General features: G+C 69.0%; 18 protein-coding genes and 1 tRNA gene. 5 read left to right on the forward strand and 14 right to left on the reverse strand.

Annotated features, from left to right (window positions below):
- Positions 1–17 precede the first annotated feature (17 nt).
- Positions 18–2,189 (reverse strand): RelA/SpoT family protein, encoded by a 2,172-nt coding sequence (locus E2F46_RS15905; RefSeq protein WP_133323568.1) that lies wholly within the window; start codon positions 2,187–2,189, stop codon positions 18–20.
- Positions 2,190–2,247: 58 nt separating this feature from the next.
- Here E2F46_RS15905 and E2F46_RS15910 point away from each other — a divergent pair, with 58 nt between their 5' ends.
- Positions 2,248–2,757: a hypothetical protein gene (locus E2F46_RS15910; protein WP_133323569.1), complete on the forward strand. Its 510-nt coding sequence runs from the start codon at positions 2,248–2,250 to the stop codon at positions 2,755–2,757.
- Positions 2,758–2,864: 107 nt separating this feature from the next.
- On the opposite strand, the gene hrpA is transcribed toward E2F46_RS15910, so the two are convergent.
- Positions 2,865–6,929 (reverse strand): ATP-dependent RNA helicase HrpA, encoded by a 4,065-nt coding sequence (gene hrpA / locus E2F46_RS15915; RefSeq protein ID WP_133323570.1) that lies wholly within the window; start codon positions 6,927–6,929, stop codon positions 2,865–2,867.
- Positions 6,930–7,015: 86 nt separating this feature from the next.
- Here hrpA and E2F46_RS15920 point away from each other — a divergent pair, with 86 nt between their 5' ends.
- Positions 7,016–7,612 carry a Dps family protein gene (locus tag E2F46_RS15920; protein WP_133323571.1) on the forward strand — a complete coding sequence of 199 codons (597 nt, stop codon included), beginning with the start codon at positions 7,016–7,018 and terminating at the stop codon, positions 7,610–7,612.
- Positions 7,613–7,739: 127 nt separating this feature from the next.
- Complete coding sequence (gene recQ / locus E2F46_RS15925) at positions 7,740–9,560, forward strand: DNA helicase RecQ (protein ID WP_133323572.1); 1,821 nt, start codon at positions 7,740–7,742, stop codon at positions 9,558–9,560.
- Positions 9,561–9,591: 31 nt separating this feature from the next.
- Here recQ and E2F46_RS15930 read toward each other — a convergent pair.
- The 12 genes from E2F46_RS15930 to E2F46_RS15985 all read right to left on the reverse strand — a co-directional run bounded on the left by E2F46_RS15930 (position 9,592) and on the right by E2F46_RS15985 (position 18,679).
- Positions 9,592–9,667: transfer RNA gene (locus E2F46_RS15930), tRNA-Lys, on the reverse strand.
- A 50-nt stretch (positions 9,668–9,717) separates the two neighbouring features.
- Positions 9,718–10,389, reverse strand: a complete 672-nt coding sequence (gene queC / locus E2F46_RS15935; RefSeq protein ID WP_133323573.1) for a 7-cyano-7-deazaguanine synthase QueC — start codon at positions 10,387–10,389, stop codon at positions 9,718–9,720.
- 22 nt (positions 10,390–10,411) lie between these two features.
- Positions 10,412–11,092, reverse strand: a complete 681-nt coding sequence (gene queE, locus E2F46_RS15940) for a 7-carboxy-7-deazaguanine synthase QueE (protein WP_133323574.1) — start codon at positions 11,090–11,092, stop codon at positions 10,412–10,414.
- A 9-nt stretch (positions 11,093–11,101) separates the two neighbouring features.
- On the reverse strand, positions 11,102–11,908 hold the full coding sequence (ybgF, locus tag E2F46_RS15945; RefSeq protein ID WP_133323575.1) for a tol-pal system protein YbgF: 807 nt from the start codon (positions 11,906–11,908) through the stop codon (positions 11,102–11,104).
- A gap of 16 nt (positions 11,909–11,924) precedes the next feature.
- Positions 11,925–12,455: a peptidoglycan-associated lipoprotein Pal gene (gene pal, locus E2F46_RS15950; RefSeq protein ID WP_133323576.1), complete on the reverse strand. Its 531-nt coding sequence runs from the start codon at positions 12,453–12,455 to the stop codon at positions 11,925–11,927.
- 68 nt (positions 12,456–12,523) lie between these two features.
- Positions 12,524–13,840: a Tol-Pal system beta propeller repeat protein TolB gene (gene tolB, locus E2F46_RS15955; RefSeq protein WP_133323577.1), complete on the reverse strand. Its 1,317-nt coding sequence runs from the start codon at positions 13,838–13,840 to the stop codon at positions 12,524–12,526.
- A gap of 100 nt (positions 13,841–13,940) precedes the next feature.
- The gene (gene tolA / locus E2F46_RS15960) at positions 13,941–14,924 is read right to left on the reverse strand and encodes a cell envelope integrity protein TolA (protein WP_133323578.1); all 984 of its coding nucleotides are present in this window, start codon (positions 14,922–14,924) and stop codon (positions 13,941–13,943) included.
- Positions 14,914–15,357: an ExbD/TolR family protein gene (locus E2F46_RS15965; protein WP_133323579.1), complete on the reverse strand. Its 444-nt coding sequence runs from the start codon at positions 15,355–15,357 to the stop codon at positions 14,914–14,916. Before E2F46_RS15965 ends, tolA begins: the two co-directional genes overlap by 11 nt.
- A gap of 12 nt (positions 15,358–15,369) precedes the next feature.
- Positions 15,370–16,167 (reverse strand): protein TolQ, encoded by a 798-nt coding sequence (gene tolQ / locus E2F46_RS15970; RefSeq protein ID WP_133323580.1) that lies wholly within the window; start codon positions 16,165–16,167, stop codon positions 15,370–15,372.
- The gene (gene ybgC / locus E2F46_RS15975) at positions 16,164–16,616 is read right to left on the reverse strand and encodes a tol-pal system-associated acyl-CoA thioesterase (protein ID WP_133323581.1); all 453 of its coding nucleotides are present in this window, start codon (positions 16,614–16,616) and stop codon (positions 16,164–16,166) included. The genes tolQ and ybgC overlap by 4 nt, the downstream gene beginning before the upstream one ends.
- Complete coding sequence (ruvB, locus tag E2F46_RS15980; RefSeq protein ID WP_133323582.1) at positions 16,600–17,640, reverse strand: Holliday junction branch migration DNA helicase RuvB; 1,041 nt, start codon at positions 17,638–17,640, stop codon at positions 16,600–16,602. Before ruvB ends, ybgC begins: the two co-directional genes overlap by 17 nt.
- Before the next feature lie 40 nt (positions 17,641–17,680).
- Positions 17,681–18,679 carry an LLM class flavin-dependent oxidoreductase gene (locus E2F46_RS15985; RefSeq protein WP_243720481.1) on the reverse strand — a complete coding sequence of 333 codons (999 nt, stop codon included), beginning with the start codon at positions 18,677–18,679 and terminating at the stop codon, positions 17,681–17,683.
- Positions 18,680–18,813: 134 nt separating this feature from the next.
- Between E2F46_RS15985 and E2F46_RS15990 the strand changes: the two genes are divergently transcribed.
- Both E2F46_RS15990 and E2F46_RS15995 read left to right on the forward strand, forming a co-directional pair.
- Entirely contained in the window at positions 18,814–20,142 is a 1,329-nt protein-coding gene (locus E2F46_RS15990) for a TrkH family potassium uptake protein (RefSeq protein ID WP_133323583.1), read from the forward strand.
- Positions 20,135–20,806 carry a potassium channel family protein gene (locus tag E2F46_RS15995; protein ID WP_133323584.1) on the forward strand — a complete coding sequence of 224 codons (672 nt, stop codon included), beginning with the start codon at positions 20,135–20,137 and terminating at the stop codon, positions 20,804–20,806. Before E2F46_RS15990 ends, E2F46_RS15995 begins: the two co-directional genes overlap by 8 nt.
- The last annotated feature ends 408 nt before the right edge of the window (positions 20,807–21,214 follow it).

Below are 21,214 nucleotides of genomic sequence, written 5' to 3' on the forward strand. Positions count from 1 at the left end.
CGACGCTGAACAGGCCATCATCCTTCGCCGCGGCTGGCCCGCTCCACGCCGGGCAGCGATTCGATCTTGCCCAGCAGCCGGCTCAGCTGGCCGAAATCATGCACCCGTAGCCGCAGGCGGAAGCGCACCCGCCCGCCGGACGCGACATCGTTGGCGATCGACAAGACGTGGGCGTCCTCCTGTGCGATCAGGTTGCCCAGGTCGCGCAGCAGGTGCCGCCTGTCCACCGCATCCACCACCACGGCCGCCTCATGCCCGCCTCCGGCGCGGCCCCACTCGACCGGCAGGGTCCGCTGCGGCTGCTGTGCGGCGAGTCGCCGGTAGGCAACGCAATCGGAACGATGCACGGTCACGCCACGTGTCCGAGTGAGGTAGCCGGCGATCGCCTCCCCCGGCAACGGATGGCAGCAGCGCGCGATCTGCACCAGCAGGTTGCCCACGCCCACCACCGTGAATGCGGAAGCCGCGGCCTTCGGCACGCGCTGCGGCGCGACCGCCCGCACCTGCGCCGCGTCCGACGGCGCGGCATCGGCACGCTCGCGTTCCAGCAGCGCGCGCCCCACCTGGTGCGGACCGGCGTCGCCCAGCGCCACCAGTACGCAAAGGTCGTCGGCGCTGGTGACGTTGAACTTCGACAGCACTGGCACCAGGTCGGCATTCAACAGGCCCAGCCGGCGCAGCTCCTTGTCCAGCATCTCGCGCCCTGCCTGCAGGTTGCGTTCGCGGTCGAGCTTGTGGAACCAGGTGCGGACCTTCTCGCGAGAGCGGGCGCTGGCGAGGAAGCCGTTCGACGCCAGCAACCAGTCGCGCCGCGGCTCGGCGGTCTTGCCGGTGAGGATTTCGACGCGATCCCCGCTGTGCAGCACGTGGTCCAGTGGCACGATGCGGCCATCGACCTTCGCGCCCCGGCAGCGATGGCCCACCATCGTGTGCACGTGGTAGGCGAAATCCAGCGGCGTCGCGCCCGCCGGCAGGTCGATCACTTCGCCCATCGGCGTCAGCGCGTAGACGCGGTCCTCCACCAGCTCGGCATCGAAGCCGCTGGCCAGCGCACCGTCGCCCGCGGCCTCGCCGTGCGACTCCAGCAGGCGTCGCATCCACTCGATCTTGCGGTCGAGCGAGGCATTCGCCGCGGACGAACGCTGCGAGCCACCGGTCTCCTTGTACCGCCAGTGCGCGGCCACGCCCAGCTCTGCCTGCTCGTGCATCTCGCGGGTTCGTATCTGCACTTCCAGCGTCTTGCCTTCGGGACCGACCACGGCGGTGTGCAGCGAGCGGTAGTCGTTGTTCTTGGGCCGCGCGATGTAGTCGTCGAACTCGCCCGGCACCGGTAGCCACAGCGCGTGCACCACGCCCAGCGCCGCATAGCAGGCCGCCACGTCGTCGACCAGCACGCGCACCGCACGCAGGTCGTAGAGCTCACCGATCGGCACGTCCTTCTTCCGCATCTTCTTCCAGATGCTGTAGATGTGCTTCGGCCGGCCGGCAATATCCGCATGGACGCCCTGCGCGGCGAGCGCCTCGCCAAGTTGCTGCTTGACCTGCTCGATGAAGCGTTCGCGGCCGACGCGCTTGTCGTCCAGCAGCGCCGCGATACGGCGATAGGTCTCGGGTTCCAGATGCCGGAACGCCAGGTCTTCCAGTTCCCACTTCAGTTGCCAGATACCGAGACGATTGGCCAGTGGTGCGTGGATGTCGCGGGTCAGGCGCGCCAGGGCTTCACGCTCGTCCTGCGGTAGCGTCGGCGCCGCGCGCAGCTTTGCCAGTTGCTGCGCCAGCAGCACCGGCACCACGCGCAGGTCGCGCACCATCGCCAGCAACAGCCGACGCAAACCTTCGGCATTGCCGGCACCGCCGCGTTCGGCATGCAGCGCACGCACCTGCCCGGCCGCCTGCAGGCCATCCAGCAGCAGCGCCACAGCGGGCTGCCGCGACGGCAACGCGTCCCGCAATGCCTCCCGCCAGGCCGGCACCATCGCAAGGATCGCCGCCGCGACCGATTCACCATCGGCCTTCAGCAGGGCAAGGGCTTCCAGCGTGTCGCGGGCTTCGGCGGAAGTGCCTGCCCAAGCGGCAGCAGGCGACGCGTCGGCGGCTTCGTGCAGCAGCGCGCGCAAGCCCGCGTCCAGCGACGTGCACGCCGGCAGCGAAAGCAAGGTGTCGAGATCGGCGGCCGTCGCCGTCGCCATCGCCGCATCCACGGAACGGAGGCCCTACACTATCCGCCTCAGGCCCGGAGGAACACCCATGCGCACGATCCACTGCATCCTGCTTGCTGCCCTGCTCGTCCTGCCCGCATCCGTGCTGGCGCAGCAGGCGCCGCCGATCGAACAGGCCATGAGCGCCGACGAGTTCAAGGCCGCAGGCCTCGACAAGCTCAGCGCCGAAGAACTGGCCCGCCTGAACACCTGGCTCGACCGTCGCGTGCAGCAGGAAGCAACGGCCGCCGTTGCCGCCGCCACCGAGCAGGCGCGCGAGGAAGGCCGCCGCGAGGTGGTCGAGAGGAACCGGGGCTTCTTCCACTTCGGTTCGGAAGAGCCGATCGTTGCCTCGATCGACGGTGAGTTCAACGGCTTCGGCCGCGGCAAGCGCTACCGGCTCGACAACGGCCAGGTCTGGGAGCAGACCGATGCCACGCAGCTGGCCGGCGTGCGCCGCACCAACCCCGGGGTACGCATCCGCCCGGGCGTGATGGGCGTGTGGTACATGCGCATCGACGGCTACAACACCCAGGCCAAGGTGCAACGGATCGAGTGACCTGGCGCTTCGCGCGCCTTGCGCGCGGCTACCGGAACGTCATCCCCGCGAAGGCGGGGATCCATCATTGCAACGACCCACGCGCCTTGCGGGCGGCGGCCTTGGCGTCATCCCGCAAGGGCTGCAATCCGCGTCGCCAGTTTTTTCATGGTCATGCCACCACGTGGGGCGAGTTCCTGCGCATGTACGGCCACGCGCAGGTCCTCCAGCGCCCAGCGCAGTGTCGCCCGTTCGTCGGCATCGCCCTGCCCTTTCGCTGCGGCCTCTTCCAGCGCGTCGGCCAATGGCTTGAGGTCGAGCATGCGCTGCTGGTCGCGCATGGGGTCGCGCAGCGCGCGCTCCGCGCGCAGCGACAGCGCCTTCAGGTAGCGCGGATACACCGCCAGTGCGTCGGCCGGCACATCGCGAAGGAAACCCGGCGCCGCCAGCGCCGCCAATTGCCCGCGCATGTCGTCGAGATTGGCCTTGGCCCAGCCCATCAACGGCGACTCGAGCTTCGCGCGCACCTCGGCCACGCCGCCCAGGATGGCTTCGGCCTGCCGCAGGCGCTGCATCGCTTCGCCGAACAGGGCCTTGCCCACCACCTCGCGCTTCGCCTCGAAGGCCTCCAGGTCACGGATGTCCGCAACGCCGTCGGCGAGCAGCGCCGCCAGGCCGCCCTCGATCAGATCCTCGCGCAGGCGGTCGCCGTCCTTGCCCGGACGCGGCGCACCCGATTCGATGGCCGCATACAGCAGTGCGGTCCTGGGCTGCACCGGCAGCTGCTTGCGCGCCTGCTTCATCCGTTCCTGCAGGGCGATCCGCAGCAGGCGGCGCACGCCGTCGGGATGGCGTCTCGCAGCCTCCGCCGCGTCCGCATGCACGCCCAGCGACACGGCGTCGCCGTCGTCGCTGAGCGCCGGATACGCGGGCACTCCGCCCGCACCGGGCACGGACACCGGGATCGCTTGCGCCGGAAAGCCGCGCAGCCCGGACCGCGCCATGCCCTCGGCCGCGCGTGACGCGAATTCGCGTGCGGCATGTGCGCCGTACTGCGCACGCAAGGCATCCAGATCCCGCGACTCGGCCAACACGTTGCGTCCGTCGCGATCGAGTAGCCGCAGGTTCACGCGCAGGTGCGCTTCCAGCCCGGCCTCGTCGAAATCCGTGCCCGCAACCGCCACGCCGGTCAGCTTCTGCAGGAAACGCGCCAGCGCACCGGCGAAGGCATCGCCCTCGTCGGCTGCGTGCGCCTCTGCGAAAGCACGCGCGAAATCCGGCGCCGGCACGAAGTTGCGACGCAGCGGCTTGGGCAGCGAGCGGATCATCGCCGCCGCCTTGTCCTCCACCAGGCCCGGCGCCAGCCAGGACAGGCGCACCTCGTCCAGTGCGTTGAGCAGGTGCAGCGGCACCACCACCGTCATGCCGTCATCCGGCGCGCCAGGTTCGAAGCGGTAGCGCACCGCCAGGCGCACGTCGCCCAACGGCAGGTAGGCCGGGAAGCGAGCCGCATCGGTGCGATCACCGACCAGCAGGTCGTCGCGCGTCCATTCCAGTGCGCGCTTCGCCGGCGGCGGCGCCTTGGCGTACCAGGCATCGAGCGAGCGCGCATCGACGATGTCCGCTGGCACCCGGTCGGCATACCACTGCGCCATCCATTCCTCGTCCACGACCAACCCGGCCTTGCGCTGCTTGGCCTCCTCCTCCAGCGCGGTCTCCAGCACCTTCAGGTTGCGCGCAAGGAACGCCGCGCGCAGGTTGATCTCGCCACTGACCAGACCGTCGCGCAGGAACAGCGCCCGCGCTTCCTGCGGATACAGCCGCCCATAGTCGACAGGACGCTTGGGTGCCAGCACCAGTCCGAGCAGGCTGACCTGCTCGCTGCCGATCACGCGCCCCTGCCCCCGCGACCAGCGCGGATCGTGGTGGCGTCGTGCCAGCAGGTGCGGCAGTTCGGCGATCACCCAGTCCGGCTCGATCGCTGCGTTGGTCAGCGACCAGACGCGCTCGGTATCGAGCAACATCGCCGACAGCACCCAGGACGGCGGCTTTTTCGCCAGCGCCGAGCCGGGGAACAACTGGAACTTGCGTCCGCGCGGGCCGTCGTACAGCCCGCGATCGGTGCGATGGCCCAGCTGCGTGGGCAGGCCCGCAATCAAGGCGCGATGCAGCAATGCGTAGGGCGGGTCCCGACCCGCCACCCCATCACCTTCCCACCACGAAGCCGCCACCTTGCCACCCGCGACTCCGTCCGCAGACGCGTGCTTCCCCGCGCGCCCCCGCAAGCGACCGGTCGCGCCGACATTCTCCGCCGACGGTCGATGCCGACGCGGCGGACAGGCGTCGGGTGATGGCGGCTCGAGACCCGCCCCACTCCACAACCCTTCGCACTGCAGCTTCAATTGCCGATGCAGTTCACGCCATTCGCGCATGCGCAGGAAGCCGAGGAAGTGTTTCTCGCACCACCGGCGCAGCTGCGATTGCGTCATCTCCTCGTGCGCGGCGCGATAGGCCTGCCACAGCTTGAGGATGCCCACGAACTCCGATTTCGGATCGGCGAACAGCGCATGCGCGTTATCGGCGGCGGCGCGCTGGTCGGCCGGGCGCTCGCGCGGGTCCTGGATGCCGAGGAAGGACGCGATCGCCAGCATCTCCGGCAGCACGCCGTGGGCCTGCGCGGCCACCAGCATGCGCGACAGCTTCACGTCCACCGGCAGCCTGGCCATCGTGCGGCCGATCTCGGTCAGCTTGCGCTGCGCATCCACCGCGCCCAGCTCGGCCAGTTGTTGCCAGCCGTCCGCGACCGCGCGCGGGTCCGGTGGCTCGACGAACGGGAACGCCTCGATGTCGCCCAGCCCCAGCGACAGCATGCGCAGGATCACGCCGGCCAGCGCGGCGCGACGGATCTCGGGATCGGTGTACTGCGGCCGCGACTGGAAGTCGGCCTCGGAATACAGCCGCAGGCAGGTGCCCGGCGCGATCCGCCCGCAGCGCCCCTTGCGCTGGTCGGCGCTGGCCTGCGATACCGGCTCGATGTGCAGCCGGTCCAGCTTCTGCCGCGGGCTGTAGCGCTTCACCCGCGCCAGCCCGGGATCCACCACGTAGTGGATGCGCGGCACCGTCAGCGAGGTTTCGGCGACGTTGGTGGCCAGCACGATCCGCCGCTGCGGGCCGGGATTGAACACGCGGTCCTGGTCGCGCGCGGACAGCCGCGCGTACAGCGGCACGATCTCGGTGTGCCGGTACTTGCGGCCCTCGAGCGCGCGGTGGGCATCGCGGATCTCCCGCTCGCCAGGCAGGAACACCAGGGTGTCGCCGGTGCCGCGGTCGCGGATGATCTCGTCGCAGGCGGCGACGATGCCGTCCAGCACCGTGCGTTCGCCACCCTCTTCGCCTTCGCCTTCCAGCGGTCGCCAGCGCACGTCCACCGGATAGCCGCGCCCTTCCACGCTGACCACCGGCGCATCGTCGAAATGCCGCGAGAAGCGTTCCGTGTCGATCGTCGCCGAGGTCACGACCAGCTTCAGGTCCGGGCGCTTGCGCAGCAATTGCCTGAGGTAGCCCAGCAGGAAATCGATGTTGAGGCTGCGCTCGTGGGCCTCGTCGACGATGATCGTGTCGTAGCGCGACAGCCAGCGGTCGGAGGCGATCTCGGCCAGCAGGATGCCGTCGGTCATGAACTTGATCGCGGTCTGCTCGGACACGTTGTCGTTGAAGCGCACCTGGTAGCCGACCAGCCCGCCCATCGGCGCCTGCAACTCCTCCGCCACGCGCCGCGCCACCGCGCGGGCGGCGATGCGGCGCGGCTGGGTGCAGCCGATCATCCCCGCCGCACCCCGGCCCGCCCGCAGGCACAGCTTGGGCAGCTGGGTGGTCTTGCCGGAGCCGGTTTCCCCGGCCACCACCACCACCTGGTGCCCGCGGATCAGCGCGACGATGCGCTCCGCCTCGGCGCTGATCGGCAGGTCCGGTAGCGTCGGTACCGCCGGCAACATCGCGGCCCGTGCCACGCGCGCCGCCACCGACGCCTCCAGCGCGGTGCCGAACCGGGCCTGGCGCTGGGCATCTGCCGGGGCCTCGCGCCAGCGCGACCACAGGCCCAGCAGCCGACCACGGTCACGCGCCAGCGCTCCGTCGATCGCTTGCCGCGCCAGCTTTAACGGAGCCGTCGCGGGTGCCTGCCTAGAATTCATCGCCTGCCTTGCGTTCGCGCACGGGCGCCACATGTCCTTGCTGCCAGCGGCGTATTGTCGCCGAACCCCATCCCAGGAGACTCCCCATGGCCAAGACCAAGACCGCCAAGCCCGCCAAAGCCGCCAGGAAACCGAAGGCGTCGCGTGGCGCCAGTCCCGCCTCGACCGTTGTACCGGCCGCATCACCGGCACCGAACGACAGCGGGCCCGGCATCAACATCGGCCTGCCGGACAAGGATCGCAAGAAGATCGCGAAGGAGCTGTCGAAGTTCCTCGCCGACAGCTTCACCCTGTACCTGAAGACCCACAACTTCCACTGGAACGTCACCGGGCCGATGTTCAATTCGCTGCACGTGATGTTCGAGACGCAGTACACCGAGCAGTGGGGCGCGCTGGACGAAATCGCCGAACGCATGCGCGCATTGGGCTACAACGCCCCCGGGTCGTATGCCGAGTTCATCAAGCTGTCGTCGATCAAGGAAGAGCCCGGCGCCACCGAAGCCCCCGACTGGCGCGAGATGGTGCGACAGCTGGTGATGGCGAACGAGGCCGTGTGTCGCACCGCGCGCAAGGCGCTGGACGTGGCCGACGACATCGACGACGAGCCGACGGAAGACCTGCTGGTCCAGCGCCTGCAGACCCACGAAAAGTACGCCTGGATGCTGCGCTCGCTGCTGCAGTGAGCCTTCCGCCGCGGGCGTGCCGTACGCCGCGCGCCCGCGGCAGCGATCTGCGGCGTTCGCTGTTGCCCGACGCCACGCCGGGCGGTTTTCCGACGGCCTGCCATCGGCGCGGCGGTATCCTAGCCGCATGAAGGAATCCCCCGAGGCGCTGCTGCGCCGCGTCTTCGGCCATGCCGCGTTCCGCGGCGAACAGGCCGCCATTGTCGAACACGTCGCGACTGGCCACGATGCGCTGGTGTTGATGCCCACCGGTGGCGGCAAGTCGCTGTGCTACCAGCTGCCCGCCCTGCTGCGCGATGGGACCGCCATCGTGGTGTCGCCCTTGATCGCCTTGATGCAGGACCAGGTGGAGGCGTTGCGCCAGCTTGGCGTGCGCGCGGCCTACCTGAATTCGTCGCTGGATGCGGCCACGGCGCAGGACGTGGAACGCGATTGGCAGTCGGGCAACCTCGACCTGCTGTACGTCGCGCCGGAGCGCCTGCTGACGCAACGCTTCCTGTCGATGCTCGAGCGCTCGCAGATCGCACTGTTCGCCATCGACGAGGCGCACTGCGTGTCGCAATGGGGACACGATTTCCGCCCCGAGTATCGCGAACTGACCGTGCTGCACGAACGCTGGCCTGGCGTGCCACGGATGGCGCTGACGGCCACTGCCGACCCGCCCACGCAGCGCGAGATCGCCGAGCGGCTGGAACTGGTGGAGGCGCGCCGCTTCGCCAGTTCGTTCGACCGGCCCAACATCCGCTACACCGTGACCCAGAAGGAAAACGCCAGGCAACAGCTGCTCGCCTTCCTGCAGCCACACACCGGCCACGCCGGCATCGTGTACTGCCTGTCGCGGCGCAAGGTGGACGAAACCGCGGCATTCCTCGTTGGCCACGGCATCGATGCCGTGCCTTACCACGCCGGCATGGAAGCCGCCGCCCGCGCCGCCAACCAGCGTCGCTTCCTGCTGGAAGACGGCGTGGTGGTGGTGGCCACCATCGCCTTCGGCATGGGCATCGACAAACCCGACGTGCGCTTCGTCGCGCACATGGACTTGCCCAAGTCGATCGAGGGCTACTACCAGGAGACCGGGCGCGCCGGCCGCGATGGCGAACCGGCGGACGCCTGGATGTGCCATGGGCTGGGCGACGTGGTGCTGCTGCGGCAGATGATCGACCAGTCCGAATCCGGCGACGAGCGCAAGCGGCTGGAGCATCACAAGCTGGACGCGCTGGTGGGCTATTGCGAATCCATGCGCTGCCGCCGCCAGGTGCTGCTTGCGAACTTCGGCGAGGAGTACCCCGACAGTTGCGGCCATTGCGACAACTGCCTGCAGCCACCGGAATCGTGGGACGCCACCGAGGCCGTTCGCAAGGCGCTCAGCTGCGTGTACCGCACCGGCCAGCGCTTCGGCGCGGCGCACCTGATCGACGTACTGCGCGGCAGCGACGGCGAACGTATCCGGCAGTTCGGCCACGACCAACTCGCCGTCCACGGCGTCGGCGCGGACCTGGATGCGCGCACCTGGCGCAGCGTCTTCCGCCAGGTGGTGGCGCTGGGCTTCCTGGAAGTCGACACCGAGGGCTACGGCGGCCTGCGGCTGGGCGCCAGCAGCCGCCCGGTACTCAAGGGCGAGCAGGCGGTGCACTTGCGCAAGCCTCCAGGGAGGCGCGAACGCAATCGCACCGGCACGGGAGTCGCGCGCTCGCAGATCGCGATCGACCTCGATCCCGCCGACCTCGCACTGTTCGAGGCGCTCCGCGCGCTGCGCGCGCGGCTGGCGCAGGAGCAGAACGTGCCTGCCTACGTCATTTTCCACGACAGCACCCTGCGCGAGATCGCCAGTCGCCGCCCGGCCAGCAAGAGCGAACTGGCCGGCATGGGCGGGATCGGCGCCGGCAAGCTAGGGCGCTATGGGGACGCGGTGCTGGATGTCATCCGGGACGCGACTGCCAGTGAATGACGACGTGCCCCGCACGAAGGCTGAAGCGTGATGGTGGGTCGTGATGGATTCGAACCATCGACCAGCGGATTAAAAGTCCGATGCTCTACCGACTGAGCTAACGACCCGACGACGAACGACCGGCGTTGCACCGGCGCGGCAATATTCTAGCGCAGCATCAGGCCACGTAGCGCGTGGGGTCCGGGATCCCGGCATCGGCGAAGCCCGCCGCGCGAAGCCGGCAGGCATCGCATCGCCCGCATGCCCTGCCCTCCGCATCCGCGTCGTAGCACGAGACCGTGTGCGCGAAGTCGACGCCCAGGCGAACCCCCTCCTGGACGATGCGATCCTTGCCCATGTGCAGCAACGGGGCGTGGATGCGCAACCCCACTCCCTCCACCCCGGCCTTGGTGGCCAGGTTGGCCAGGCGCTCGAAGGCCGCGATGAACTCGGGCCTGCAATCCGGGTAGCCCGAATAATCCACTGCGTTGACGCCGCAGAAGATGTCCGCCGCGCCCAGCACCTCGGCCCAGCCCAGTGCCACCGACAACATGATGGTGTTGCGCGCGGGTACGTAGGTGACCGGGATGCCGCTGCCACCCGCCTCGGGCACGTCGATGTCGTCGGTCAAGGCAGAGCCGCCGATACTGCGCAGGTCGACGCCCACCACTTTCTGGGCCACCGCCCCCATCGCTTGGGCGAGCCGCCCCGCCGCCGCCAGCTCCGAGGTATGCCGCTGGCCGTAGCTCACGCTCAGCGCGTGCACGGCGTATCCCTGCTCGCGCGCGATGGCGAACACCACGGCCGAATCCATGCCGCCGGAGAGGAGGACGACTGCCTTCTTCTTCATGACCGCGTTTCCAGTGGCCTGCTCATCGCCCGGGCTCGTCGTTCCACAGCAGCTTGTGCAACTGCAGCTGGAAACGCACCGGCAGGCGGTCGGCGACGATCCAGTCGGCAAGGTCGGTGGGCGACACCTCGGACTTGCTGGGCGAGAACAGCACGTCGCAGCGCGCGTCCAGCCGGTGCTCCCGCACCCGGTCGCGTGCCCACGCGTAATCGTCACGGCCACAGATGACGAACTTCACCTGGTCATGCGCGGTCAGCAGCGGGAGGTTCTCCCAGCGGTTGCGGTGGGCTTCCTGCGAACCCGGTGTCTTGATGTCCACCACGCGCGACACCCGCGCGTCCACGGCCGACACATCGATCGCACCGGAGGTTTCCAGCGAGACCGCCAGCCCGGCGTCGCACAGGCGAGACAACAGCTCCAGGCAACGCTTCTGTGCCAGCGGTTCGCCGCCGGTCACGCAGACATGGCGCACGCCGAAGCTGCGCACATGCTCGACGATCGCGTCGATCGACCACCATTCGCCGCCATGGAAGGCGTAGGCGGTGTCGCAATACTGGCAGCGCAACGGGCACCCGGTGAGACGCACGAAAACGGTCGGCCAGCCAGCGTCGCGGGCTTCGCCCTGGAGCGACAGGAAGATTTCGGTGAGCTTGAGCCGGTCCGCGTTCGATGCGGCGGCCGCATCGGGCGAAACGGCGGTCATGCGGCGATTCTAGCGGAGGCGCGAAATCTGGATCGCGTGCAGGCGATCCTCGGCGGTACGCGCGGCATCGGTGCCGGGATACTGCTGGCCGACGCGTGCCAGGGTGGCTTCCGCGGCATCCAGGTCGTTCAGGCCGTACTGCGAGAGGCCGATCTTGAGCACGGACCCCGGCGTCTTGTCGTGGGTCGGATGCTGCCGCACGAGCGTCTGGAATTGCTCCAGCGCCCGCGCGTAGTCCTGCGTGACGTAGTAGCTCTCCCCCAGCCAGTAGCGCGCATTCGGTGCGTAGCTGCCCGACGGGAACTGGGTGAGGAACTGCTGGAAGCGGCGGGCCGATTCCTCGTATTGGCCCGAACGGAGCGCATCGAACGCCGCCTCATAGGCGGCACGTTCGTCGGCGACCTGCATCTGCGACAACGAACCGGGATCGCCGTGGATGGTCGGCCCCGGATCCCGGGCCGCCGGGGACGTTGCGGAGGCAGGAGGCGGCAGCGCCGGTTGCCCGCCAGCAGCGGCCGGCGGCATGGCCCCGCCTTCCAGACGCTCCAGGCGACCGTCGAGGTCGAGGTACTGGTGCTGGCTGGTGGTGCGCAGCTGTTCGTTCTGCTGCTGCAGTTCCTCCACCTGGGCCCGCAGGGCCTGGACCTCGGTGCGCAGCGCGGTGAGCTGGTTCAGCAGGTCGATGTTGCCCTGGTTGTCGGCGGCACGCTGTTCAAGCACCGCGACACGATCCGCCAGGCTGGCCCGCTGGGCGAATGCGGGCGCGGCGGCCACCAGGGCCGCCGCGCACGCGATTGGAGCAAGGATCTTCAGCATCTACAGGACCGCTGGATCAGCGCGCCGTGTACACGATTTCGACGCGGCGGTTACGGGCCCAGCAATCTTCGTTGGACTCGGTGCAAACCGGGCGCTCTTCACCATAGCTGACCACGGTCAGCTGGCCGCCGGAGCCACCGTTGGCCTGCAGTGCGGACGACACCGCGTTGCCGCGACGCTCGCCCAGGCCGAGGTTGTACTCGCGGCTGCCGCGCTCGTCGGCGTTGCCTTCCAGCGTGATGCGGGACGAAGGACGATCGCGCAGGTACTTGGCGTGGCAGGCCATGGCGGCCTGGAATTCCGGACGCAGTGCGTCCTGGTCGAGATCGAAGTAGACCACGCGCTGCCGCAGGCAGGCATCGGTATCGAGGTCGTTGGGACCGTAGGCGCCCGGCGTGGTCGGACCCGGGTCGGTCACGGTGCCGGTCGACGGACCGGTATCGGTCGGCGTGGTGGGCCGGACATCCCGCTTACAGGCAGCAATGGTGGTGCAGATAGCAGCGGCCAGCAGCAGCTTGCCGATCAGAGCAGGCGTGGTGGTCTTCATCTCGTCGATCCTTTGGCGTTGACAGGGCTTTGGTCATTCAGGTTGGACCGTACCGTGTGCAGGCGAAGTCAACGCCGCGTACGGTAAGGCCCCCAAGCAGGTTCGCGGACGTCCCCGTCCGCAAGTACCAGGCGCTGGCGAACGCGACCATCGGCCGAGACGGCATACAGCACACCCCTCCGTCCCTCACGCGCCGCGTAGAGGACCATGCTGGCGTTGGGGGCGAAGCTCGGAGACTCATCGAGCGAACCCGGCGACAGCGTGGACCAGCGGGGCGACCCGAGGCTGCGATCCAGCACCGCAATACGGTACACGTTGCCCGCGCCCTGCGCCACGGCAATCTTCTTGCCATCGAAGGACAGGCTGGGGTCCGAGTTGTAGTTGCCTTCGAAGGTCACGCGCGTCGCCCCGCCGCCCCCGGCGGGCGCCTGGTAGATCTGCGGGCGGCCGCCGCGGTCGGAGGTGAAATAGATGCTGGTGCCATCGTGGCTCCAGACCGGCGCGGTATCGATGCCGAAGTGGTTGGTGATCTGGGTCAACGCCTTGCTGCCGAGGTCCATCACGTAGATCTCGGGGTTGCCGCTGCGCGACAGGGTCAGCGCGAGCCTGCGGCCATCGGGCGAGAACGCCGGGCCACTGTTGATGCCGCGGTAGCTGGACACCAGCTCACGGCTGCCGCTGACGATGTCCTGGATGTAGATGGCGGAATTGCCGCGCTCGAAGCTGACATAGGCCAGCCTGGTGCCATCCGGGCTCCAGGCCGGCGACAGCAGCGGCTCGTTCGAGCGCACCACCGTCTGCGGGTTCCAGCCGTCGGAATCGGCGACCATCAAGGCATAGCGGGCATTGCTGCCGGTGCCTGACGACGTCACGTAGGCGATGCGGGTCCAGAACGCGCCCGGCACGCCGAGGATCTTCTCGTACACCGCATCGGCGATCTGGTGGGCCACGTCGCGCATGGCATTGCTGCGCGCGGTCATGGCGAAGCCGAGCAGGCGTTCCTGCTTGGCCACGTCGAACAGTTCGTACTCGACGCGGTAGCTGCCGCCGCCGGCATCGACCACGCGGCCGACCACGATGAAGTCCTGCCGCAGCGCCCGCCAGGTGGGGTAATTGAGGTCGGCACCCCGGGTCGGACGCTCGACGATGTCGCGCTCGGGCAGCGTGCGGAACTGGCCGGAACGCTCGAGGTCGGCACGGATCACGGCAGACACGTCGGTATCCGGGGCCGCACCTGACCCCTGGTAGGGCATCGGCACGATGGTGATCGGCAGGGCCGAGGCGTTGCCGCCGATGATGTCGATCTCCAGCCCCTGTTGCGCGGAGGCAGCCAGCGGGAAGAGCGACACGAACAGGACGAACAGCCAGCGATGGAGTCGTTTCATGGCAGCAGGGGATGTCCGGGAAAGAAGGCTTGATACAGCTTGGCCGCGAACGGCCGGATGAAGATGAACGCAGGCGGACTTGTCCACCACGAGCGCGGGGTCAACGGTCCTGCGCGGTGAAATTCAGGATCAGGGTGCGCTGGAAGACCGACTCGAAGCCTGCATACGGCAGCGGCTGCGCCTTCAGCACCGCCGCCTCGACCGACCGCCGGCCCATGGCATCGTAGGGACAGGAGGGATCCACCTCGGCCGAGGTCACCGTGCCGCCGGGGATCTGGCGAATGACGATGCGACAGCGCTGGCCGAGTGGCACAGAATCGGGCCGCGTCCAGTTGCGCAGGATCGCGTCCTGCAACGCCGCGGCGTAACGCCCCGCCAGCGCATCATCCGTGCCCTGGTTGCCGGGTGGCGGCGGTGCAGACGCCTGTTGCTGCTGCGAAGCCTGCTGCGCCTCGCGCTGGGCGATGCGGTCCACGCGCTCCTGCGCCTCACGCGCCTCGCGCGCGGCGCGCTCGCGTTCGGCGCGGATACGCTCGAGCTGTTGCTGCGCCTGCCGGCGCTTCTGCTCGGCCTCTTCCTGGCGCTGGCGCTCGGCCAGTTCGATCTGCTCCTGCCGGCGCCTGGCTTCCTGCTCCTGCTCGATGCGGGCGCGCTCGCGCTCGGCGTCGCGGCGCACTTCCTCCTGGTTGACCGGGGCCGGATCGGGCACGCGCTCCTGCGGCGCAGGTTGCGGCGGCACCGGGGCGTCCTGCGGACGGGGTTCGGGCGCCGGTTGCGGCGGCGGTGCCACCAGATCCTCGATCGGCATCGGCAGCGGTTCGGGCTCCGGCACCGGCTCGGGGATGGGTTCGGGCGTGAACTCCAGTGCGCGGGTCACCGCCCGCTGGTCGCTGCTGGAGACATCCAGCGTCGCTTCCATCGACGGTGCCCCGGCCACGCTGAGCGGCTCGCGGTCCCAGGAAATCTTCGCCCCCAGCCACAGCACCAGGGCCAGGCCGATGTGCACGGCGATGGCCAGCGCGACGGCGCGGCCCAAGCCCTCGTCGTCGCCGTCGAAGCGTTGCCTGACGGCTTCAGCGTGCATTGCCGCCTGCGTCGGAGATCAGGGTGACGTTGCTGATGCCGGCATTGCGCAACACGCCCATCGCATCGATCACGCGCTGGTACGGCGCGGCGCCATCGGCCGCCACCATGATCCGAAGTTCGCTGCCCTGCTGGTTGCGCATTGCCGCCAGTCGCTGCATCAACGCGTCGTCGGCCAGTATCTCCGGCTGGCTGGCCCCGGGCAGCGACAGGCCGTAGCGCCCGTCGGGGTACGCCACGACCACGTAGGGCTCGCTGCTGTCCGCGGTGGCCAGCGCCGTGGACGACGGCAGCTTCACGTCCACGCTCAGCGTCAGCAGCGGCGCGGTCACCATGAAGATGATCAGCAACACGAGCATCACGTCGATGTACGGCACGACGTTGATCTCGGACTTGAGTTTGCGCCGCTTGCGGCGGATCACGGTTCCGGACATGTCGGCCTCCGCTCAGCCCGCCGGCGTCTGGCGCTGCAGGATGGAGCTGAATTCCTCGGCGAAACTCTCGTAGCGCACCGCAAGGCGTTCGACCCGCGTGGTGAAGCGGTTGTAGGCCCACACCGCCGGGATGGCGACGAACAGGCCGATGGCGGTCGCGAACAGCGCTTCGGAAATGCCCGGTGCGACCGCGGCGATACCCGCCTGCTCGCCGCTGTTGAGCATGTCGTGCATGGTCACCATGATCCCGAACACCGTGCCCACCAGGCCGACGTAAGGCGCGGTGGAGCCGATGTTGGCCAGCAACTCCAGGTTGCGTTCCAGCCGGTCCAGTTCTCGGGTGCCGGCCACGCGCATCGCACGCTGCGCGCCTTCCAGCTGCGCGCGGCCTTCCGGGTCGCGGCGGTCCTTGAGCCGCGAGAACTCGCGGAAGCCGGATTCGAAGATCGCCTCCAGGCCATTGACCATGCGGTTGCGGTCGGTCGCGCCGGCATAGAGCTTGTTGAGATCCGCGCCGGACCAGAAGCGGTCCTCGAAATCGTCGGCGTCCTCGTTGGCCTGCTTGAAGCTGCGCGACTTGCGGAAGATGATCACCCAGCTCACCACCGAACCCACCAGCAGCAGCAGGATGATCAGCTGCACCGGCAGGCTGGCCTTGAGCATCAGGTCGAAATAGTTGATGCCGCCGTGCGCAGCCACGTTGGCGGCCGCCGTCGCGGTATCCGCAAGCTGGGTCGCGGTGGCCGCGGACTCGTCCGGCAGCGGCTGGATTTCGGTGGCCTGCAGCAGCATGGCGGCGATGGGGGTCATTCGTCGGCTCCGGGGGCGATCACGTGTTGTTCCAGTTCTTCAAGCAGCGCGGGCGGCATGGCGCGAGGGCGGAAGTCGCGCGCGGACAGCGCAGCGACCCTGACCTCGGCATCCAGCAGGAGTTCCCCGTCGCGATGGATGGCCTGTGCCATCACCAGGCTGGCGTGGCGGCACTGGCGCAGGGCGGCGGACACCTCCAGTGCATCGTCCAGCCGCGCGGGCTTGCGGAAATCGATCCGCATCGCCCGCACCGCGAAGACGAGGTCGTGCATCTCGCGCAGCTGTTCCTGGCCGTGCCCCAGTGCGCGCAACCACTCGGTCCTCGCGCGCTCCAGGAAGGCCAGGTACTGCGCGTGGTACACCACGCCACCGGCGTCGGTATCTTCCCAGTAGACCCTTGTCGGCCAACTGAACGGCGAACCGTGCGCCGGATCACCCGCCACCGGCATCTCCCGCGAACAGGTCCGCGCGGCCGTCCTTCGGCGTGAGCCCCATGTGACGATAGGCCTTGTGGGTCGCCATGCGTCCGCGCGCGGTGCGCACCAGGAAGCCCTGCTGGATCAGGTAGGGCTCGATGACATCCTCCAGCGTGCCGCGCTCCTCGGACAGGGCCGCGGCCAGCGATTCCACCCCGACCGGCCCGCCGTCGAAGCTGTCGATGATCAACTCCAGCAGCCGACGGTCGAGGTCGTCGAAGCCTTCCGGATCCACCTTCAGCATCTGCATCGCGGCACCGGCCACGGCGCCATCGATGCGGCCATCCGCGCGCACCTGCGCGTAGTCGCGGACGCGCCGCAGCAGGCGGTTGGCGATGCGCGGCGTCCCGCGCGAGCGACGCGCGATCTCGACGGCGCCCTCGCCTTCGCAGGCGATGCCGAGGATCTGCGCCGAACGGCGCACGATCCGCGTGAGTTCGTCGGCGCTGTAGAACTCCAGCCGCTGCACGATGCCGAAGCGGTCGCGCAGCGGTGCGGTCAGCAGGCCCGCGCGCGTGGTCGCGCCGATCAGGGTGAACGGCGGCAGGTCGATCTTGATCGAACGCGCGGCCGGGCCCTCGCCGATCATGATGTCGAGCTGGAAATCCTCCATCGCCGGGTACAGCACTTCCTCCACGACCGGAGACAGGCGATGGATCTCGTCGATGAACAGCACGTCGTGCGGCTGCAGGTTGGTCAGCAGCGCGGCCAGGTCGCCGGCCTTCTCGATCACCGGTCCCGACGTCACCCGCAGGCTGACGCCGAGCTCGTTGGCGATCACGTGCGACAGGGTGGTCTTGCCCAGGCCCGGCGGCCCGAAGATCAGCACGTGGTCGAGCGCCTCGGCGCGCTGCTTCGCAGCGTCGATGTAGATCGACATCTGCTCGCGCACCGGCTGCTGGCCCAGGTAATCGGCCAGCCGCTTCGGCCGGATCGACGACTCGATGGCGTCGTCCTCGCGCGTGGCGTCGGCGTCGATGATGCGGTCCGTGGTCATCCCCGCATGATCGCACGGCCCCCGTCGCCACGCATCGTGGTCAGGCCGCCGCGTGGCCCTTTCGCGCGAACGCGTCCGCCGCCAGCGCGAACGAATGCCGGCGGGCGGCGTGGTCGAAGATGTTGGCAGTCAGCATCAGCTCGTCGGGGCGATGGCGGCGCGCGAATTCGGCGATGCCCTCGCGCACGTCGGCGGCATCGCCCACCACGGCGCAGGCCAGCGCCTGCCCCACCATGGCTTTTTCCTGCGGCGTCCAGAACGCATCGATGTCGTCGATCGGCGGCGGGATCAGCCCGGGCGCACCGCGACGCAGGCGTACGAAGCTCTGCTGCTGGGTGGTGAACAGCCGCTCGGCCTCGGCGCGGGTGTCGGCCGCGACCACGTTGAGCGCCAGCATCGCGTGCGGCTGGCGCAACCGCTTCGACGGCCGGAAGTCGCGGTGGTAGAGCGCCAGCGCCTCGGTCATCGCCGCCGGCGCGAAGTGCGACGCGAAGGCATACGGCAGGCCCAGCGACGCAGCGAGCTGCGCCCCGAACAGGCTGGAGCCCAGGATCCACACCGGTACGTCCAGCCCGGCGCCGGGCACGGCCTGCACCGGCTGGCCGGGCTGCACCGGCTCGAAGTAGCGCAGCAGTTCCATCACGTCGGACGGGAACGCGTCGGCACCGGCGTAGTAGCGACGCAGCGCCTGCACCGTGGGCTGGTCGGTGCCCGGCGCGCGCCCCAGGCCCAGGTCGATGCGACCCGGGTACAGCGAAGCCAGCGTGCCGAACTGCTCGGCCACCTGCAGCGGCGCGTGGTTGGGCAGCATCACCCCGCCGGCGCCGACGCGGATGCGCGACGTGCCGCCGGCGATGTGTCCGATCAGCACCGCGGTCGCGGCGCTGGCGATGCCGGGCATGTTGTGGTGCTCGGCCAGCCAGTAGCGGGTGTAGCCCAGCGACTCGGCATGGCGCGCGAGGTCGAGCGCGTTGGCGAAGGCCTGCGCCGGCGTGCTGCCTTCGCAGACCGGGGCCAGGTCCAGCAGGGAAACGGGCATGTCGAGACGATCCATGTCCATCGACATGGGGGCGCCTGGCGCGATTGCCAGCGTGGGCGCCCGCCGCGGACTTGATCGCGTGCGTGGCACAATGCGCGCCGTCGCGCCCCTCCCCGGCCGCGTCGGAGTCCGCATTGCAACAGGGCATCCGCCATCCCGCCCGCCTGCTCCCGATCGGTTTCCTGATCGTCATCGTCATCGGCACCGGCCTGCTGATGCTGCCGGGCGCGACCATGGGCGAAGGCTCCGCGCCGCTTCTGACGGCGCTGTTCACGTCAACGTCGGCCGTGTGCGTGACCGGCCTGGTGGTGGTGGATACGCCGACCTACTGGTCGGGCTTCGGCCAGGTGGTGATCATGGGGCTGTTCCAGGTCGGCGGCTTCGGCATCATGGCCGGCGCCACCCTGATGGGCCTGCTGGTCGCCGGGCGGCTCAACCTCAACACCCGCGTGGCCGCGCAGCATGACACCCGGCTGGGGCTGGGCAGCGTGGGCGGCGTGGTGAAGATCGTCTTGCTGACCACGCTGATCGTCGAGTCGATCGTGTGGCTGGCGCTGACGCTGCGGCTGCGCTTCGGTTACGGAATGGGATGGGGAGAAGCGTCCTGGCACGGCGCGTTCCAGTCGGTGTCGGCCTTCAACAACGCGGGCTTCTCGACCTGGTCGGACAGCCTGATGGGCTTCGCGCACGACCCGTGGGTGCTGTTCGCGATCACCTTCGCGGTGGTACTGGGTGGCCTGGGTTTCCCGGTGGTGTACGAGCTGCGGCACAAGCTGTTCAACTACCGGCGCTGGTCGGTGCACACCAAGATCACGCTCCTCGGCTCGGCATTGCTGGTCGTGGCGGGCGGCGCGGTGCTGGCGTTGTACGAGTGGAACAACCCGGCGACGCTTGGCGGGATGCCGACGTGGGAAAAATGGCTGAGCGTGGTGTTCGGCGCGGTCAGCGCGCGCACCGCCGGATTCAACACCATCGCTACCGGGGCGATGACCCTGGAAAGCCAGGCCGCCACGTGGGCCATGATGTTCATCGGTGGCGGCAGTGCCGGCACTGCCGGTGGCATCAAGCTGACGACGTTCTTCCTGCTCGGTTTCGCGGTGTGGTCGGAAATCCGAAACGAACCCGACACCATCGCTTTCGGCCGCCGCATCCCGTCGCAGACGCTGCGCCTGGCGCTGACCGTGGTGCTACTGGCGATGGCCTTGCTTGCCGTGGGAACACTGGCGCTGATGAGCGTGACCGATTTCCCGCTGGAAGACGTGATGTTCGAGGCCATCTCGGCCACGGCCACGGTCGGCCTGTCCACCGGCATCACCTCGCAGCTACCGCCCGCCGGGCAGTGCATCATCATCATCCTGATGTTCATCGGCCGCGTCGGCACGGTGACCGTCGCCACTGGTCTGGCGCTGCGCGCGACGCGCCGCCTGTACCGCTATCCAGAGGAGCGCCCCATCGTTGGCTAAGTCAATTGCAGGTTCCGAAGACAGCGTGGTCGTCATCGGCCTGGGCCGCTTCGGCGGAGCGGTGGCCGAATCGTTGATGCGGCTGGGCCACGAGGTGCTGGGCGTGGATTCCAATGCCGAACGCGTGCAGAAGTGGGCCGATCGCCTGACCCACGTGGTGCAGGCCGACTCCACGGACATCGACGCATTGAAGCAGTTGGGCCTCAAGCACGTACAGCACGCGGTGGTGGGCATCGGTAGCGACATCGAGGCCAGCGTGCTGACCGTGCTGGCGCTGGAGGAGATCGGTGTCGACGACATCTGGGCCAAGGCCACCGGCTTGCGCCACGGCCAGATCCTCGAACGCATCGGTGCGCACCACGTGGTGCATCCCGAAGCGGCGATGGGCGAGCGCGTGGCGCACCTGGTGACCGGCAAGATGATGGATTTCATGGAATTCGAGGACGGCTTCGCCATCGCGAAGACCACCGCGCCGGAAGAATCGCTGGACATGACCCTCAGCGAGTCGAACCTGCGCCAGAAATACGGCATCACCGTGGTCGGCGTGAAGCGCCGCCATGCCGATTTCATCTATGCCCAGGCCGATACCTACATCGAGCCCGGCGACATCCTGGTGATCTCCGGACCGACCAAGCTGGTGGAGACGTTCGCGAATCTGGTGTAGCCGTTCGTGCGGGCACGTCGATGGGCGCGAGAGGTACCGACCGCAGCGCCTTCCCAGTTCCGCCACCCCGGCGCAGCCCGGCGGCCGGCGTCCTTTTGAAGTTCTCCGCGATCGGGGGGGACTCACGGGCCGCGGGCGCGCAGGTCCAATGCCACCGCAAGTCGCGGCCCGATATCCGCTCGGTTGCGGCGGCATTGGACCTGCGCTCGACAGACGCTCGCGAATTCGGGAAAAGAGCGAAGTGGCGGCGCCCTTGCCCTCGCTTTCCGTTCCGCCCGTTGGAGGTGTGGAGGCGCCTGCCGGGACCGCGCCGACCAAGCGGATATCGGGCCGCGACTCGGCGTGGTCCCGGCAGGCGCCCCTCGGTGTTCCCGGACTCGGGCACTTCTCCTGCGCACTGGGTCCCGG

Origin of the sequence: Luteimonas aestuarii, from assembly GCF_004357985.1 — a bacterium.
GTDB classification, from domain to species: domain Bacteria; phylum Pseudomonadota; class Gammaproteobacteria; order Xanthomonadales; family Xanthomonadaceae; genus Luteimonas; species Luteimonas aestuarii.

What these genes read in the sequence shown, in the direction of transcription:
- tolQ (WP_133323580.1), bottom strand. Translation starts at nt 16,167, where the DNA reads ATGACCCCCATCGCCGCCATGCTGCTGCAGGCCACCGAAATCCAGCCG.
- E2F46_RS15920 (WP_133323571.1), top strand. Translation starts at nt 7,016, where the DNA reads ATGGCCAAGACCAAGACCGCCAAGCCCGCCAAAGCCGCCAGGAAACCG.
- tolB (WP_133323577.1), bottom strand. Translation starts at nt 13,840, where the DNA reads ATGAAACGACTCCATCGCTGGCTGTTCGTCCTGTTCGTGTCGCTCTTC.
- recQ (WP_133323572.1), top strand. Translation starts at nt 7,740, where the DNA reads ATGAAGGAATCCCCCGAGGCGCTGCTGCGCCGCGTCTTCGGCCATGCC.
- ruvB (WP_133323582.1), bottom strand. Translation starts at nt 17,640, where the DNA reads ATGACCACGGACCGCATCATCGACGCCGACGCCACGCGCGAGGACGAC.
- E2F46_RS15985 (WP_243720481.1), bottom strand. Translation starts at nt 18,679, where the DNA reads ATGCCCGTTTCCCTGCTGGACCTGGCCCCGGTCTGCGAAGGCAGCACG.
- pal (WP_133323576.1), bottom strand. Translation starts at nt 12,455, where the DNA reads ATGAAGACCACCACGCCTGCTCTGATCGGCAAGCTGCTGCTGGCCGCT.
- ybgC (WP_133323581.1), bottom strand. Translation starts at nt 16,616, where the DNA reads ATGCCGGTGGCGGGTGATCCGGCGCACGGTTCGCCGTTCAGTTGGCCG.
- tolA (WP_133323578.1), bottom strand. Translation starts at nt 14,924, where the DNA reads ATGCACGCTGAAGCCGTCAGGCAACGCTTCGACGGCGACGACGAGGGC.
- E2F46_RS15965 (WP_133323579.1), bottom strand. Translation starts at nt 15,357, where the DNA reads ATGTCCGGAACCGTGATCCGCCGCAAGCGGCGCAAACTCAAGTCCGAG.
- E2F46_RS15905 (WP_133323568.1), bottom strand. Translation starts at nt 2,189, where the DNA reads ATGGCGACGGCGACGGCCGCCGATCTCGACACCTTGCTTTCGCTGCCG.
- E2F46_RS15910 (WP_133323569.1), top strand. Translation starts at nt 2,248, where the DNA reads ATGCGCACGATCCACTGCATCCTGCTTGCTGCCCTGCTCGTCCTGCCC.
- ybgF (WP_133323575.1), bottom strand. Translation starts at nt 11,908, where the DNA reads ATGCTGAAGATCCTTGCTCCAATCGCGTGCGCGGCGGCCCTGGTGGCC.
- queE (WP_133323574.1), bottom strand. Translation starts at nt 11,092, where the DNA reads ATGACCGCCGTTTCGCCCGATGCGGCCGCCGCATCGAACGCGGACCGG.
- hrpA (WP_133323570.1), bottom strand. Translation starts at nt 6,929, where the DNA reads ATGAATTCTAGGCAGGCACCCGCGACGGCTCCGTTAAAGCTGGCGCGG.
- queC (WP_133323573.1), bottom strand. Translation starts at nt 10,389, where the DNA reads ATGAAGAAGAAGGCAGTCGTCCTCCTCTCCGGCGGCATGGATTCGGCC.